This window comes from Nonomuraea sp. NPDC059023 (genome assembly GCF_042740095.1).
Classification (GTDB): Bacteria; Actinomycetota; Actinomycetes; order Streptosporangiales; family Streptosporangiaceae; genus Nonomuraea.
Genome location: NZ_JBHYIO010000016.1, coordinates 55,993 through 68,911 on the forward strand (window position 1 = coordinate 55,993; position 12,919 = coordinate 68,911).

At 69.1% G+C, this 12,919-nt stretch carries 17 protein-coding genes and 1 tRNA gene; 13 read left to right on the forward strand and 5 right to left on the reverse strand.

Features of this window, described 5'->3' with window-relative positions; genetic code table 11:
- Nucleotides 1-35: 35 nt before the first annotated feature.
- Entirely contained in the window at nt 36-194 is a 159-nt protein-coding gene (locus tag ACFWYW_RS26330) for a VOC family protein (protein WP_379614611.1), read from the reverse strand.
- Nucleotides 195-315: 121 nt separating this feature from the next.
- Between ACFWYW_RS26330 and ACFWYW_RS26335 the strand changes: the two genes are divergently transcribed.
- A complete protein-coding gene (locus tag ACFWYW_RS26335) occupies nt 316-867 on the forward strand; it encodes an isochorismatase family protein (protein WP_379614609.1) in 552 nt (183 codons plus the stop codon).
- Here the strand turns inward: ACFWYW_RS26335 and ACFWYW_RS26340 are convergent, their stop codons facing one another.
- Nucleotides 868-1,605, reverse strand: a complete 738-nt coding sequence (locus ACFWYW_RS26340) for a class I SAM-dependent methyltransferase (RefSeq protein WP_379614607.1) — start codon at nt 1,603-1,605, stop codon at nt 868-870.
- 113 nt (nt 1,606-1,718) lie between these two features.
- On the opposite strand from ACFWYW_RS26340, the gene ACFWYW_RS26345 reads away from it, so the two are divergent.
- Both ACFWYW_RS26345 and ACFWYW_RS26350 read left to right on the forward strand, forming a co-directional pair.
- Entirely contained in the window at nt 1,719-2,258 is a 540-nt protein-coding gene (locus ACFWYW_RS26345; protein ID WP_379614605.1) for an RNA polymerase sigma factor, read from the forward strand.
- On the forward strand, nt 2,245-3,168 hold the full coding sequence (locus ACFWYW_RS26350; protein ID WP_379614603.1) for a hypothetical protein: 924 nt from the start codon (nt 2,245-2,247) through the stop codon (nt 3,166-3,168). Before ACFWYW_RS26345 ends, ACFWYW_RS26350 begins: the two co-directional genes overlap by 14 nt.
- On the opposite strand, the gene ACFWYW_RS26355 is transcribed toward ACFWYW_RS26350, so the two are convergent.
- Nucleotides 3,157-4,182: an adenosine deaminase gene (locus ACFWYW_RS26355; protein ID WP_379614601.1), complete on the reverse strand. Its 1,026-nt coding sequence runs from the start codon at nt 4,180-4,182 to the stop codon at nt 3,157-3,159. The two genes, ACFWYW_RS26350 and ACFWYW_RS26355, sit on opposite strands and share 12 nt — an antisense overlap.
- Before the next feature lie 68 nt (nt 4,183-4,250).
- Between ACFWYW_RS26355 and ACFWYW_RS26360 the strand changes: the two genes are divergently transcribed.
- Genes ACFWYW_RS26360 through ACFWYW_RS26375 form a run of 4 tightly spaced genes read left to right on the forward strand, consistent with a single transcriptional unit; the run spans nt 4,251 to nt 6,708 of the window.
- A complete protein-coding gene (locus ACFWYW_RS26360) occupies nt 4,251-4,745 on the forward strand; it encodes a SigE family RNA polymerase sigma factor (protein ID WP_379614599.1) in 495 nt (164 codons plus the stop codon).
- A complete protein-coding gene (locus ACFWYW_RS26365) occupies nt 4,742-5,638 on the forward strand; it encodes a PASTA domain-containing protein (RefSeq protein ID WP_379614597.1) in 897 nt (298 codons plus the stop codon). Before ACFWYW_RS26360 ends, ACFWYW_RS26365 begins: the two co-directional genes overlap by 4 nt.
- Before the next feature lie 30 nt (nt 5,639-5,668).
- Entirely contained in the window at nt 5,669-6,205 is a 537-nt protein-coding gene (locus ACFWYW_RS26370; RefSeq protein WP_379614595.1) for a hypothetical protein, read from the forward strand.
- Nucleotides 6,206-6,237: 32 nt separating this feature from the next.
- Entirely contained in the window at nt 6,238-6,708 is a 471-nt protein-coding gene (locus tag ACFWYW_RS26375) for a hypothetical protein (RefSeq protein ID WP_379614593.1), read from the forward strand.
- Between the two features lie 56 nt (nt 6,709-6,764).
- On the opposite strand, the gene ACFWYW_RS26380 is transcribed toward ACFWYW_RS26375, so the two are convergent.
- Entirely contained in the window at nt 6,765-7,967 is a 1,203-nt protein-coding gene (locus ACFWYW_RS26380; protein ID WP_379614591.1) for a pyridoxal phosphate-dependent aminotransferase, read from the reverse strand.
- A 171-nt stretch (nt 7,968-8,138) separates the two neighbouring features.
- Here ACFWYW_RS26380 and ACFWYW_RS26385 point away from each other — a divergent pair.
- The 6 genes from ACFWYW_RS26385 (at nt 8,139) to ACFWYW_RS26410 (ending at nt 11,629) form a co-directional block, all read left to right on the forward strand.
- Nucleotides 8,139-8,211: transfer RNA gene (locus ACFWYW_RS26385), tRNA-Trp, on the forward strand.
- A gap of 74 nt (nt 8,212-8,285) precedes the next feature.
- Nucleotides 8,286-8,531: a preprotein translocase subunit SecE gene (gene secE / locus ACFWYW_RS26390; RefSeq protein WP_184958106.1), complete on the forward strand. Its 246-nt coding sequence runs from the start codon at nt 8,286-8,288 to the stop codon at nt 8,529-8,531.
- A 39-nt stretch (nt 8,532-8,570) separates the two neighbouring features.
- The gene (gene nusG / locus ACFWYW_RS26395; RefSeq protein ID WP_379614589.1) at nt 8,571-9,383 is read left to right on the forward strand and encodes a transcription termination/antitermination protein NusG; all 813 of its coding nucleotides are present in this window, start codon (nt 8,571-8,573) and stop codon (nt 9,381-9,383) included.
- A 109-nt stretch (nt 9,384-9,492) separates the two neighbouring features.
- On the forward strand, nt 9,493-9,924 hold the full coding sequence (rplK, locus tag ACFWYW_RS26400; protein ID WP_184958104.1) for a 50S ribosomal protein L11: 432 nt from the start codon (nt 9,493-9,495) through the stop codon (nt 9,922-9,924).
- A 64-nt stretch (nt 9,925-9,988) separates the two neighbouring features.
- Entirely contained in the window at nt 9,989-10,708 is a 720-nt protein-coding gene (rplA, locus tag ACFWYW_RS26405; RefSeq protein WP_184958103.1) for a 50S ribosomal protein L1, read from the forward strand.
- A gap of 507 nt (nt 10,709-11,215) precedes the next feature.
- Nucleotides 11,216-11,629 (forward strand): DUF2690 domain-containing protein, encoded by a 414-nt coding sequence (locus ACFWYW_RS26410; RefSeq protein ID WP_379614586.1) that lies wholly within the window; start codon nt 11,216-11,218, stop codon nt 11,627-11,629.
- Here ACFWYW_RS26410 and ACFWYW_RS26415 read toward each other — a convergent pair.
- Nucleotides 11,626-12,879, reverse strand: a complete 1,254-nt coding sequence (locus ACFWYW_RS26415) for an ATP-binding protein (RefSeq protein WP_379614584.1) — start codon at nt 12,877-12,879, stop codon at nt 11,626-11,628. The two genes, ACFWYW_RS26410 and ACFWYW_RS26415, sit on opposite strands and share 4 nt — an antisense overlap.
- Between the last annotated feature and the right edge of the window lie 40 nt (nt 12,880-12,919).

Sequence of the window (12,919 nt, forward strand, 5' to 3'; positions counted from 1 at the left end):
GTTACGCCCCTGTCGCGGAAGTCGGAAGGCGCGGCCTAGTACGTGGAGACCTCGATGAGGTTGCCGTCCGGGTCACGGAAGTAGACCGACGTCATCTCGCCCAGCGCGCCCGTACGCGGCGCCGGCCCCACCTCGATCGCGACCCCCGAGGCGCCCAGATGCGCGATGACCTCCTCGATCGGCACCGCGCTCACCAGGCACAGGTCCGCCGACCCGGGTGTGGGCCTGGCGGCCTTGGGATCGATCTCGTTCCCCGCGGCATTTGTCGGGAGTACCGGCTACTGTGTGGGCTTCACCACGGACCCAGGGGGCTTCATGACCACTCTCGCCGACCGGCCCAACACCGCGCTGCTGGTCATCGACGTGCAGAACGGCGTCGTCGCCGGCGCTCACGAGCGCGACACGGTCGTCGCCAACATCGGCGACCTCGTGGACAAGGCCAGGCGCGAGCAGGTGCCCGTCGTGTGGGTGCAGCACTCCGACGAGGAACTGGCCCTGCGCAGCGACGGCTGGCAGATCGTGCCAGAACTGGTTCCCGACCAGGCGGAGCCGCTCGTGCACAAGGTCTACCTCGACTCCTTCGAGGACACCGACCTGGAGAGCGTGCTGTCCGGCCTCGGCGTCGGCCACCTCGTCGTGGTGGGCGCGCAGACCGACGCCTGCATCCGCTCCACGCTCCACGGAGCCATCGTCCGCGGCTACGACGCGACGCTGGTCAGCGACGCGCACACCACCGAAGACCAGTCCGCCTGGGGCGCGCCCGCGCCGGAGCAGGTCATCGCCCACACCAACCTCTACTGGCGCTTCCAGACCGCGCCGGGGCGCAAGGGCGGCATCGTGGAGACCAAGGACGTGGCCTTCGGCTGATCAGGACTGGGGAACCCGGGCCACGCAGAAGACCGTCTGGCCGAACGGGGGCCGGATGAACCGCTCGATGAAGCGGGTCGTCGGCACCACCGTGCGGTCGTAGATCTTGACCAGCCGGGGGTCCGGGTACCCCACGCCGCCCCGGCGGACCGCGGCCCACCAGGCGATGCCGCCCAGGAAGTTGATCGGCTTGCACACGTCGATGTCCAGCCCGGCGCGCATGACCGTCTGGGTCAGCGTCTTGGGCGTGTAGCGCTGGACGTGGCCGACCTTGCGGTCGAAGTCTCCGTAGAGCTGCATGTAGCCGGGCACCCAGATGATGATCCGGCCGCCGGGCGCCGTGACCTTGGCCAGCGAGCGCAGGGCCTCGGAGTCCTCCTCGATGTGCTCCAGGACGTTCATGAGGACGACCGTGTCGACCTGGCCCTCCATCGGGACCGCGTCGGGGAGCGCGAAGTGCAGGACCTCGATGTCGGAGTTGTCGGCGAAGCGCTTGTTGAGCTGGTCGCAGCAGTAGGGGTCGAAGTCGCTGACCACCAGCCGGTCCAGCCGCGGCAGGAACTGCTCGGCGAAGTGCCCCAGCCCGGAGCCGATCTCCAGCATCGAGCGGCCGACGTGCGGTGCGACCATGTCGAACTCGTACTGCCGGTAGTTCTTGGCCTCGTCGCCACCTAGGTGGTTCTCCAGGGCCTCGTCACCGGCCGCCGGTTGTACTACACGGTCATACCCAGAAGACATGAGTCCTTGTTTCCTTCAAGGGGCTACGGATCTGCCAGAGTCTAGTGCCCGCTTAACGATGAGGCTCACCTCTTCCGCTGCGGGGCCGCGATGCGGTGGAATCTGTCTCGTCCATGGACGACGACGAGGCGATCACCCGCGCGCTGTCCGGCGACCTGTCCGCCTACGAGGCGCTGGTCGCCCGCTACAGCGCGCTCGCGCACCGCACCGCGGCCATGCTGGGCGCCGGTGACGAGGCCGAGGACGTCGTGCAGGAGGCGTTCGTCAAGGCCTACCGCCACCTCGCCTCCTTCCGCCGCGACGCGCCCTTCCGGCCGTGGCTGCTGCGGATCGTCGCCAACGAGACGCACAACCTCACCCGCTCGCGCGGCCGCCGCACCGAGCTGACGTTGCGGGCGAGCATGAGCGCCGACGCGGCCGCCCCCGACGACCCAGAGGGTACGGCTGTCGCCGCCGACCGCAGGGCCCGGCTCCTGGAAGCGGTACGGCGGCTGCCTGATCGGGAACGTCAGGCCGTGGTCTGCCGGTACTTCTTACAGCTGTCGGAAGCGGAGACCGCCCAGGTGCTCGACTGGCCGCTGGGCACCGTCAAGTCCAGCACCCATCGCGGGCTGGCCAGGCTGAGGGAGGAGGTGGGCCGTGACCTCGCATGAGCCGTTCGACGACCTGGAAGCCGAACTTCTCGCGCTCGGCGACGCCGTCGACGTGCCCGCGCCGCCTCCCTCCGACGTGGCGGCAGCCGTACGCGCCCGGCTGGAGACCGAGGACGGCGCCAGCCTCGCGGACGGCGAGGACACCACCGCCCCCGAGCAGGCCCCGCCACCCGACGAACCCATCACGCCCATCACGCCCGAGGGTGACGCCGGGTCGGCTCCGCCCGGTGATGCCGTATCGGGTTCGCCCGCGACGGACGGGCGGGGTGCTCGGCGGGCCGGTGGGCTCTTCCGGCGGCCGCGTGGGCGGGAGGATGTGTCGCGGCGGCCCGCCAGGCGGCGGCGGTGGGTGGTCACGGCGGTCGTGGTCGCGGTCGTGGTGGCGATCACGGCGGGTACTCCGCAGGGCAGGGCGGCGGTCGCGCACATCCTGCGGCTGGCCGGCATCGAGCTGCGCATCAGCGACGCCCCGCCGGTGGCCGTGACGCCGACGCCGCTGCCGGGCGAGCGCACGGTCACCCCGGACCAACTCTCCGATCTGGTGAAATTTCCGGTCAACCGCCCCAGCGTCCTGGGCGAGCCCGGCGAGGTGAGGATCAGCGACAAGGGCCGCGTGGTGTCGATGTTCTGGGACGGCATCAGGCTGGACCAGTTCGACGGCGGCTTCAGCCCGGTCTTCCTCAAGGAGATGGGCGAGCCCTGGCCCGACAACGTCCCGCTCCGCTACGGCGAGGCGTGGTGGATCACCGGCACCCATCGGCTCAGCTACCTCAAGCGCGGCGACAACACCCCGCTCCCGCTGCGGCTGGCCGAGGAGACCCTGCTGTGGGAGCGCCACGGCGTCGGCTTCCGCCTCGAAGGCGTCAAGGACAAGGACCGGGCAGCGGAGATCGCGAACTCACTCCGCTGACGGCGCCGCCAGCCAGTCGTCCACGCCCTTGAGCATCTCCTTGCTCACCGACTCGGGGGCGGCCGACGACCTGATCGACTGCCTGGCCACCTCGGCGATCTCGGCGTCGCGGAAGCCGTACACCTCGCGAAGAAGCTCGTACTGGCGCAGCAGGCGCGCGCCGAACAGCAGCGGGTCGTCGGCGCCCAGCGCGATCGGCACCCCCGCCTCGAACAACCGCCGCACCGGCACGTCGGCCGCCCGCTCCGCCACCCCGAGGCCGACGTTGGAGGTCGGGCAGACCTCGCAGCAGATCTGCCGGTCGGCCAGCCGTTCCATGAGCCGCTCCGACTCCGCCGCGCGCACGCCGTGGCCGACGCGGTCGGCGTGGAGGTCGTTGACGCACTGCTCGATGCTGCGGGGGCCGAGCAGTTCGCCGCCGTGGGGCAGGGACAGCAGGCCCGCGCGCTTGGCGATGCGGAAGGCGCGCTCGAACTCCCTGGCCTCGCCGCGCCGTTCGTCGTTGGACAGGCCGAAGCCGACGACCCCGCGGCCGGCGTACTGCACGGCGAGCCTGGCCAGCGTGTTCGCGTCGAGCGGGTGGCGGGTCCTGTTGGCCGCGACGATCACCGCGACACCGATCCCGGCATGCGCGGCGGCGCGCGCGGCCGCGTCGAGCATCAGCTCCAGCGTCGCGGTCAGCCCGCCGAAGCGCTGCTGAAAGCCCGACGGGTCGACCTGGATCTCCAGCCAGCGCGAACCCTCGGCGGCCTCGTCCTCGGCGGCCTCGCGCAGCAGCCGGTAGACGTGCTCGGGCGTGGACAGCACGGACCTGGCGATGTCGTAGAGCCGCTGGAAGCGGAACCAGCCCCGCTCGTCGGTCGCGCGCAGCCGCGGCGGCCAGTCCTCCTCCAGCGCGTCCGGCAGGTGCAGGCCCTGCGACCTGGCCAGCTCGATCAGTGTCGAGTGGCGCATCGAGCCGGTGAAGTGCAGGTGCAGGTGGGCCTTGGGGAGCATGTGGAGCGGGCGGTGCATCTCCTTATTCTTCCACTCAACTTCCCGGCGGGTTCGCGTGTTGTGGAAGGCGAAAGGGGACCCCGCTGATGACGGATGAAGACGAGGCGGCCTTCGACGAGTTCGTGGCCGCCAGAAGCACCTCGCTGCTGCGGACCGCGGTACTGGTCTGCGGCGCGTCGGCGCACGACGCCGAAGACCTGGTCCAGGGCGCACTGGAGAAGGTCTACCGGCACTGGTCGAGGATCCGCCGCGACAACCCCGAGGCGTACGCGCGCAAGGTCGTCGTGAACGCGGCCATCAACAAGGCCAGGCGCCGCCGGGTGCTGCAGGAGATCACCTTCGCCCGGCCGCCCGAGACCGTGGCCGGCTCGCCCGACGTGGACCTGCGCGACAGCCTCATCGGGGAACTGCGCAGGCTGCCGCCCAGGATGCGGGCCGTCCTGGTCCTCCGCTACTGGGAGGACCAGTCGGAGAGCGCCACCGCGGCGCTGCTGGGCTGCTCGCTCGGCACCGTGAAGAGCCAGGCGGCCAGAGGACTGGCCAAGATGCGCGAGAGCGTCAAGGAAGGAGTGTTTCGATGAACGTCGAGGAAGAGCTCAGGGAGGCGATGGCCAGGCACGTCGCCGACGTCCACGCGCCGCCGACGCTGGGGCGCTCCGTGCGCCGCGCCCGCCGCCGCCACACCATCAGATTTCGTACGGCGGGCGCCGCCCTGGTCACCGCGGCGGTGGCGGTGACGGTGCCCGCGGTCCTCACCTCCAACGAACCCCAGCAGGTCAGGGGCAACGAGACCGCCTCGGCCGTGGTCACGACCAAGGTGACGGTGCCCGACGTGAACGGCCTCAAGCTGGATCAGGCGGTGAAGACGCTGAGAGCCGCCGGGCTCCAGGTCGACGACATTGGCGAAATCCCCCAGTTCGTCAACGGGCAGAAGCCCGCCGCGGGCGAGGAGGTCGAGCCCGGCACCAAGGTGACGCTGACCTCCGACCTGCAGGACCTCGGCGACCTGGGCGACGGCCGGGAGTTCGGCGGGATCCGGGTGGGATACGTCCCCGAGGGACTGTCCTGGGGCAAGTGGTCGGGCAAGAACGGCTTCGGGAAGACCTCCTACACCACCACCTTCGACGAGCCCAACAAGGACGGCGCCTACTCCATCCAGATCGTCGTCTACGAGGGTGAGGCGGCGTCGTTCGTCGAGAACCGGCTGGCGGAGTTCCCCGGCCAGGGCGCCGAAACGGTCGAGATCAAGGGGAAGAAGGCCTACCTGGCCAACGTGTCGGAGGGCGGCGAGGTGGCCAAGGTGGGCGCGTACACCGAGCCGGAGGGCGGCACCCACACCATCGGCTGGAAGCTGCGTGACGGCCTCGCGGTCGAGGTCATGATGAGCCAGTTCCGCGTCAAGAACATCGGCAAGGACAAGATCAAGGACGAGCTCGTCAAAATCGCGGAAGGAATTCATCCGATCTCCGAGTAAAGTCCGCCCGAAACTGGGGATCTACCGGGTATGCATTCAGGGCAATGGTGGCGTGCCGCGTTCTCGGTCCTGGCCCTGGTGTCGTCGGTGGTGGCGCTCTCCCTGGTGTTCTCCGCAGATTTCGGACAACAACCCCGGCCCGCGCCGCCGCCTCCCGCCCCCGCGATGATCAAGCCCACCACGATCGCCGTCGTCTCCGACAACTTCTGGCTCACCTATCTCCCCGCGGGCCTGGAACGGACCGGCGGCGGGGTGATCGCCCAGGACAAGGGCGCCGACGGCGGCTGGGCCCGCTTCGGAACCGGCGAACGCACGGTCGAGGCGCAGGTCGAACACGGTACTGTCGCTGCTGACTGGGAGACCTACCGCAAGCGGGCCGACCTTGAGCGCGCCCGCGAGACCACCGTGCGCGGCAAGCCCGCCGTGGTCGGCGCCCATCCGGAAGGCGGCAAGATGATCGTCTGGCTGGAACGCGTCGGCACCGGCGCGTGGATCCGCGTCAGCGAGCCGCTGGCCAAGGAGCTGCTCGCCATCGCGGCCTCGGTGAAGGCCCCGGTGGGAGACTAGGGACCTTTTCCGGAAGGCGGACGATGCGGCGGTTGGCAACGTTGGCGCTCGTGTTCGCTCTGGGCGGGTGCGGCACCGCCGTACCGGAGAGCCGGGTCGTCCCCAGCCCCAGTCCGGAGCCCGCGCGGGCGACGGTGCTGGGGTGCGGCGAGCAGCGGATCACCTACACCGTTCCCGCCGGGCTCAAGCGCGGCGACACGACCAGCCGCATCCCCGGGCTGCCCAGCCGGTACGAGGCGCAGAGCGTCGCCTTCGGCAGCGCGGACGACACCCTGTGGATCGGGGTGGTGTGCGGCGTGCACTCGGCCCAGCGGTTCGTCACGCTGATCGGCGACTCGCGGCTGAGCACGCACGAAGGGCGGCCGGCGCTGCGCTGGAACACCCGGGGCAGCGTCCGGCACTTCATGTGGCTCGACCGGCCGGGCCTCGCCGTGTACATCGCGGCGACGCCCGACCTGGCCGACCAGATCGCCACGGTCGCGTCCTCGATCGGCGCCGGGTAGCCCGACCACTGGTACGGACCGCCCTGGTGACCCGCTCTGGTGGCCCGCCTTGGCGGTTAGCGGGCCTCTGACAGCAGCTTGGCGATGCGGCCCACGCCCTCGGCGAGGTCCTGGTCGCCCAGCGCGTAGGACAGGCGGAAGTACCCGGGGGTGCCGAAGGCCTCGCCCGGGACCACCGCGACCTCGGCCTCCTCCAGGATCAGCTCCGCCAGCTCCGCCGAGGTCTGGGGGCGGCGGCCGCGGATCTCCTTGCCGAGCACCTCCTTGACCGACGGGTAGGCGTAGAAGGCGCCCTTCGGCTCCGGGCAGAACACGCCCGGGATGTCGTTGAGCATGCGCACCATCGTCTGGCGGCGGCGGTCGAACGCCTCGCGCATCTCGGACACGGCCGACAGATCACCCTTGACCGCGGCCAGCGCGGCGACCTGGGCCACGTTGGAGACATTCGAGGTGGCGTGCGACTGGAGGTTGGTGGCCGCCTTGACGACGTCCTTCGGGCCGATCATCCAGCCCACCCGCCAGCCGGTCATCGCGTAGGTCTTGGCGACGCCGTTGAGGATGACGACGTGGTCGGCCGGGACGTAGTGGGCGATGCTGGTGAACTCGGCGCCGCCGTACACCAGATGCTCGTAGATCTCGTCGGTGACGACCCACAGGCCGTGCTCGCTCGCCCAGCGGCCGATGGCCTCGACCTCGGCGCGGCTGTAGACCGCGCCGGTCGGGTTGGACGGCGAGACGAACAGCAGCACCTTCGTACGCTCGGTGCGCGCGGCCTCCAGTTGCTCCACCGAGGCCAGGTAGCCTGTGGACTCGTCGGTGACCACGTCGACCTGGACGCCCCCGGCCAGCTTGATCGCCTCGGGGTAGGTGGTCCAGTAGGGGGCGACGGCCAGGACCTCGTCACCCGGGTCCAGCAGGGTCGCGAACGCCTCGTAGACGGCCTGCTTGCCGCCGTTGGTGACCAGGACCTGGGCGGCCTCGACCTGGAAGCCCGAGTCGCGCGCCGTCTTCTCGGCGATGGCCTGCTTCAGCTCGGGCAGGCCGCCCGCCGGGGTGTACTTGTGGTTCTTGGGGTCGCGCGCGGCCTCGACGGCCGCCTCGACGATGTAGCCGGGCGTGGAGAAATCCGGCTCGCCGGCGCCGAAGCCGATGACCGGGCGGCCAGCGGCCTTCATCGCCTTGGCCTTGGCGTCTACGGCGAGGGTGGCGGACTCGGAGATCGCGGAGATTCGTGTGGAGATGCGGGGTCGGGTGGACATGGCTCCATGCTCCCACGATGCTGTTTCCCGGGTGCTGTGACCTGGGCGATCAGATTCGGTTCGACGTGGCGGGGTATTCACCCGTAGACTCTCGCCTGGTCCTGCCGCCGCATGTCGAGCCGCGGTTCGGTCCGGGCAGTGAGCCGGCCGGGGTAGTCTGGTTGGCGACATAGGGCACTAGCGCAATTGGTAGCGCACCGGTCTCCAAAACCGGCGGTTGGGGGTTCGAGTCCCTCGTGCCCTGCGAGTGCGGTCCGCGCAGCTTGGCGTGAAAGCGCGCCGCAATCTGCGTTGGACACGACGGATCAGGTGAGGACTGTGGCGATCGACACGCGCGGCGAGACCGCAGGCAAGCCTAGTGGCGAGAAGAAGACCCGCACATCTCCTGCCCTTTTCTACCGGCAGGTGGTCAACGAGCTGCGTAAGGTCATCTGGCCGACACGCAAGGATCTCATCACCTACACCACGGTCGTTCTGATATTCGTTCTGATCATGGTTGGGATCGTTTACGGCCTCGACGCCGCCCTGGGCTGGGGTGTCATCCGCGTCTTCGGCGGGGAATAACCCTTCGCCACGCGATTCGACGAAAGAGGAAATGTCACCGTGTCCGAGTCTTCATTCCCGGCCGACGAGCCCCGCGAAGAGTGGGACGCCGAGCCGGAAGAGGCCGCTGACGAGGCTGCCGAGCCCGCCGACGACGACGTCGTCGCCGAGGCTCCTGCCGCCGATGAGGTCGATGAGGCCGAGGACGACGACGCTGAGGTTCCCGCCGCCGTCGATGAGGTAGAGGGCGATGACGACGCCGAGGACGAGGACGTCCCGGAGGTCGACCCGGTCGAGGAGTTCAAGCAGTCGCTGCGTGGCCAGCTCGGCGAGTGGTACGTCATCCACTCCTACGCCGGCTACGAGAACCGGGTGAAGTCCAACATCGAGAGCCGCAACGTATCGCTCAACATGGAGGACTACATCTTCCAGGTCGAGGTGCCCACGCACACCGTCCAGGAGTTCAAGAGCGGCAAGAAGGTCCCGGTCAAGGAGCGCGTGCTGCCCGGCTACGTCCTGGTACGCATGGAGCTGACCGACGAGTCCTGGGCCGCCGTGCGTAACACGCCCGGTGTGACCGGCTTCGTCGGCCTGTCCAACAAGCCTTCCCCGCTCAGCCTCGACGAGGTCGCCAAGCTACTGGCCCCGGAGCCGAGCGAAGAGGCCAAGCAGACCAAGACCAAGGCGTCCGCCGGCCCCACGGTCGAGTTCGAGATCGGCGAGTCGGTCACCGTCATGGACGGTCCGTTCGCCACTCTGCCCGCCTCGGTGAGCGAGATCAGCCCCGAGTCGCAGAAGCTCAAGGTGCTGGTCTCCATCTTCGGCCGCGAGACCCCGGTCGAGCTGTCGTTTAACCAGGTCTCCAAGATCTGACATACACTGAGTCGTTCGGCTGGCCGTCTCTCGCGAAGGGCGGCCTTCCGACATGTTCGGCCAGGTACCCGGCCGAACACATCACCTATCAGGACCCGGAGTAGGAAAAATGCCTCCGAAGAAGAAGATCGCGGCCTTGGTCAAGGTCCAGCTCCCCGCTGGTCAGGCCACCCCGGCCCCGCCCGTCGGTACCGCCCTCGGTCCCCACGGCGTCAACATCATGGACTTCGTCAAGCAGTACAACGCTGCGACGGAGGCTCAGCGGGGCAACATCATCCCCGTTGAGATCACCATCTTCGAAGACCGTAGCTTCACCTTCATCACGAAGACGCCCCCGGCGCCTGAGCTGATCAAGAAGGCCCTGGGCCTCGACAAGGGCAGCGCGGTCCCGCACAAGGAGAAGGTCGGCAAGCTCAGCCGCGAGCAGCTCCGCAGCATCGCCGAGACCAAGATGCCGGACCTCAACGCCAACGACGTCGAAGCAGCGGAGAAGATCATCGCCGGCACCGCCCGGTCGATGGGCATCACCGTCGCCGACTAACCTTCCGACCACCGTGGAAGGGCCGCGCTGGCCCGCACCACAGACTCCACCACAGGAGATTGCCATGCAGCGCAGCAAGGCGCACAAGGACGCGGCGGCCAAGGTCGACCGCGACAAGCTCTACTCTCCGGCCGAAGCCGCCAAGCTGGCCAAGGAGACCACCACCACCAAGTTCGACGCGACCGTCGAGGTCGCGCTCCGACTGGGCGTCGACCCTCGCAAGGCCGACCAGATCGTGCGCGGCACGGTCAACCTCCCGCACGGCACCGGTAAGACCGCCCGGGTCCTGGTCTTCGCGACCGGTGACCGTGCCGAGGCAGCCCGCGAGGCCGGAGCCGACATCGTCGGCGCCGACGAGCTCATCGACGAGATCTCCAAGGGCAACCGCCTCAACGAGTTCGACGCCGTCGTGGCCACCCCCGACCTGATGGGCAAGGTCGGCCGCCTGGGCCGCGTGCTCGGTCCCCGTGGCCTCATGCCCAACCCGAAGACCGGCACCGTGACGCCCGACGTCGCCAAGGCCGTGACGGAGATCAAGGGCGGCAAGATCGAGTTCCGCACCGACCGGCAGGCGAACCTGCACTTCATCATCGGCAAGACGTCGTTCCCCGAGCGCCAGCTCATCGAGAACTACGCCGCCGCGCTGGACGAGGTGCTCCGTCTCAAGCCGTCGGCCGCCAAGGGCCGTTACGTGAAGAAGGTCACCTTCTCCACCACGATGGGCCCCGGCGTCCCGGTCGACCCCAACGCCACCCGCGGGCTCACCGCGGAGCTGGACGGCTAGCCGTACTGGCTGCATCCGCTCAAGGCCCTGCCGTTGTACGGCGGGGCCTTCTGCTTTACCGGCTCGGGCCCTGAGGGCTCGGGCCTTCGCGCTTTCGTGCGGGCGCTTCGCGCATGGGCGGCTCCGGCAGCGTCTGACCGGGGGGCAGAGCCCCCCGCGCCCCCACTCCAAAGGCACGGCCCTCGCTTCGCTCGGGCAGCCCTTTCTTGGGTGGGGCAAGCCCAGGTGTGGCGGGCTCCCCTGTAGTCCTGGGGCGGTGTCCAGTCTGCTTCGCTCCGTGGTGAGCCCGCTGGCACAGTCGGGGAGGTGTCGACCGTGGGTTGGGAGGGCGAGCGCTGTGCAGGCGGCCGGCTTGATGGATGATCACCGTGCGCGGCTTGAGCGGCTCTTCTAGGCCCTCCGCAGCGGTCGTGAGTAGGCGTCACGGCCCGAGTCCTTCAGGCAAGATCACTATTGCTCTATGCTCCTGAGCGGCAACACTGAGTGACCATCTCGTCTGGGGGAGTCATGCGCGTCAGGAACATCGCCACCGGTCTCGTCGTCGCGGCCCTGCTGTCCGGGGCGCACCCGGCGACGGCCGCCGTCACGGCGCCCGCGTGCACAGGGGCAGGATGCTTCAACAAGGACCCGCTCACCACCGGATGCGACAAGGATTCCAGGCCGATCGCGGAGGTGTGGTTCCGCGACCGCCTGCTGCAGGGGTACTACAGCCCCTCCTGCAAGGCGAAGTGGGCCACCGTGATCGGCGCGCCGCTGGACCGCAGGATCTACGTCAGGAACAACAACGGCACACCGCTGTTCGAGAACATGGTCCACCATGTCGCGTGGACGAAGATGGTCGACGGCACGCGTCCGGCGGAAGCCTGCATCGAGAACACCTCCGTCTGCGCGAGGCCGACGGTGGGCCAGGCCCTCTTCTAACCGCCGGCCCGTGCCTGCCACAGCGCGCTCACCGGTACGGCCAGCATCCGGTCTCCGAAGGAGAAGGTGCCGGTGCCGGTATGCAGGACCAGGCCGGCGATGAAGTCGGGGCCGACGCGCTCGGCGAGGTGACGCAGCCCCTTGAAGTCGTCCGGGCGTACGGTGGACGCCGCCTTGACCTCGATGCCCACCACCTGGCCCTGACGGGTCTCAAGGATGGCGTCCACCTCCACCTGATCCTTGGTTCGGTAGTGGTAGAGCTCGACCAGAGTTTCCGACCAGGTTGTCTGCCTGGCCAGCTCCATGAGGACGAAACCCTCCAGCAGCGGGCCGAACGCGGAGCCCGGCCGCAGCAGGCCGCGAGCGTCGGTGCCGAGCAGGTTCGCGGCCACCCCCGAGTCCACAAAGGCGATCTTGGGGGTGCGGACGGCCCGGCTGCTGATGTTCCTCGACCAGGCGGGTACCCGCTTCACCAGGAAGACTTCTTCGAGGAGCGCGAGGAACCGTGCGGTGGTGCTGCCGGGCAGGCCGAGATCACGGCTCAGGCTCTGGGTGACGAGGAGTTGGCCGGACCTGGCCGCCAGCAGCCTGATCAACGCACGCAGTTCCGCGGTGCGCTCGATCTCCGACAGTTGCATCACATCGCGGTTGATCAGGTCGCCGATGTAGGAGTCGAAGAAGCGTTGCCGGCGACGGGTGACCGCCTCGGGGTAGCCGCCGCGGATCAGGCGTTCGGCGTAGTCCGCTCGGGTTACCTGGGAGTTGTGCCTCAGCGTGGGGCCATGGGTGAAGATCGCATCGATGAAGCCGTCGGGCTGTCCGTCGATCTCGCCCTGCGCGAACGGCCAGAGCTCGATCGTCTCCATACGGCCGGGCAGAGTGTCCGGTAGCCCGCGAAGCGCGAGGAGGCGCGACGAGGCGGTGAGCAGGTATCTGCCGGGCCTCGGGTCTGCGTCTACCTGGCACTTGATGGCCAGGAGTAGTTCGGGGGCTCGCTGAATCTCGTCGATGACCATTCGCTCGGGAAAGTCGACGAACCCGCTGGGGTCGCTCAGTGCGGCCTGCCGGGTCACGGCGTCGTCCAGGTCACGCCACTCGGTGCCGTCTGACTTCGCCGGCAGTCGGACCAGTGTGCTCTTGCCCGACTGCCGGGCGCCGTTGACCAGGACGACGCGGGTGTCGGCCAGTGCGTCCTTGATCGCTTGCTCGGCGTGGCGTCGTACCAGCTGCCCGTGAGGTGTCGTGACCATGTGTTCAAGATGACAGCCGTGGCGAGATGGTCGCTCGGGT

Excerpts from the sequence above, each read along its gene's own strand:
- ACFWYW_RS26345 (WP_379614605.1), top strand. The coding sequence starts at position 1,719 with ATGGACGACGACGAGGCGATCACCCGCGCGCTGTCCGGCGACCTGTCC.
- rplA (WP_184958103.1), top strand. The coding sequence starts at position 9,989 with ATGCAGCGCAGCAAGGCGCACAAGGACGCGGCGGCCAAGGTCGACCGC.
- ACFWYW_RS26360 (WP_379614599.1), top strand. The coding sequence starts at position 4,251 with ATGACGGATGAAGACGAGGCGGCCTTCGACGAGTTCGTGGCCGCCAGA.
- ACFWYW_RS26340 (WP_379614607.1), bottom strand. The coding sequence starts at position 1,605 with ATGTCTTCTGGGTATGACCGTGTAGTACAACCGGCGGCCGGTGACGAG.
- ACFWYW_RS26355 (WP_379614601.1), bottom strand. The coding sequence starts at position 4,182 with ATGCACCGCCCGCTCCACATGCTCCCCAAGGCCCACCTGCACCTGCAC.
- ACFWYW_RS26380 (WP_379614591.1), bottom strand. The coding sequence starts at position 7,967 with ATGTCCACCCGACCCCGCATCTCCACACGAATCTCCGCGATCTCCGAG.
- ACFWYW_RS26415 (WP_379614584.1), bottom strand. The coding sequence starts at position 12,879 with ATGGTCACGACACCTCACGGGCAGCTGGTACGACGCCACGCCGAGCAA.
- ACFWYW_RS26335 (WP_379614609.1), top strand. The coding sequence starts at position 316 with ATGACCACTCTCGCCGACCGGCCCAACACCGCGCTGCTGGTCATCGAC.
- ACFWYW_RS26410 (WP_379614586.1), top strand. The coding sequence starts at position 11,216 with ATGCGCGTCAGGAACATCGCCACCGGTCTCGTCGTCGCGGCCCTGCTG.
- rplK (WP_184958104.1), top strand. The coding sequence starts at position 9,493 with ATGCCTCCGAAGAAGAAGATCGCGGCCTTGGTCAAGGTCCAGCTCCCC.
- ACFWYW_RS26370 (WP_379614595.1), top strand. The coding sequence starts at position 5,669 with ATGCATTCAGGGCAATGGTGGCGTGCCGCGTTCTCGGTCCTGGCCCTG.
- ACFWYW_RS26365 (WP_379614597.1), top strand. The coding sequence starts at position 4,742 with ATGAACGTCGAGGAAGAGCTCAGGGAGGCGATGGCCAGGCACGTCGCC.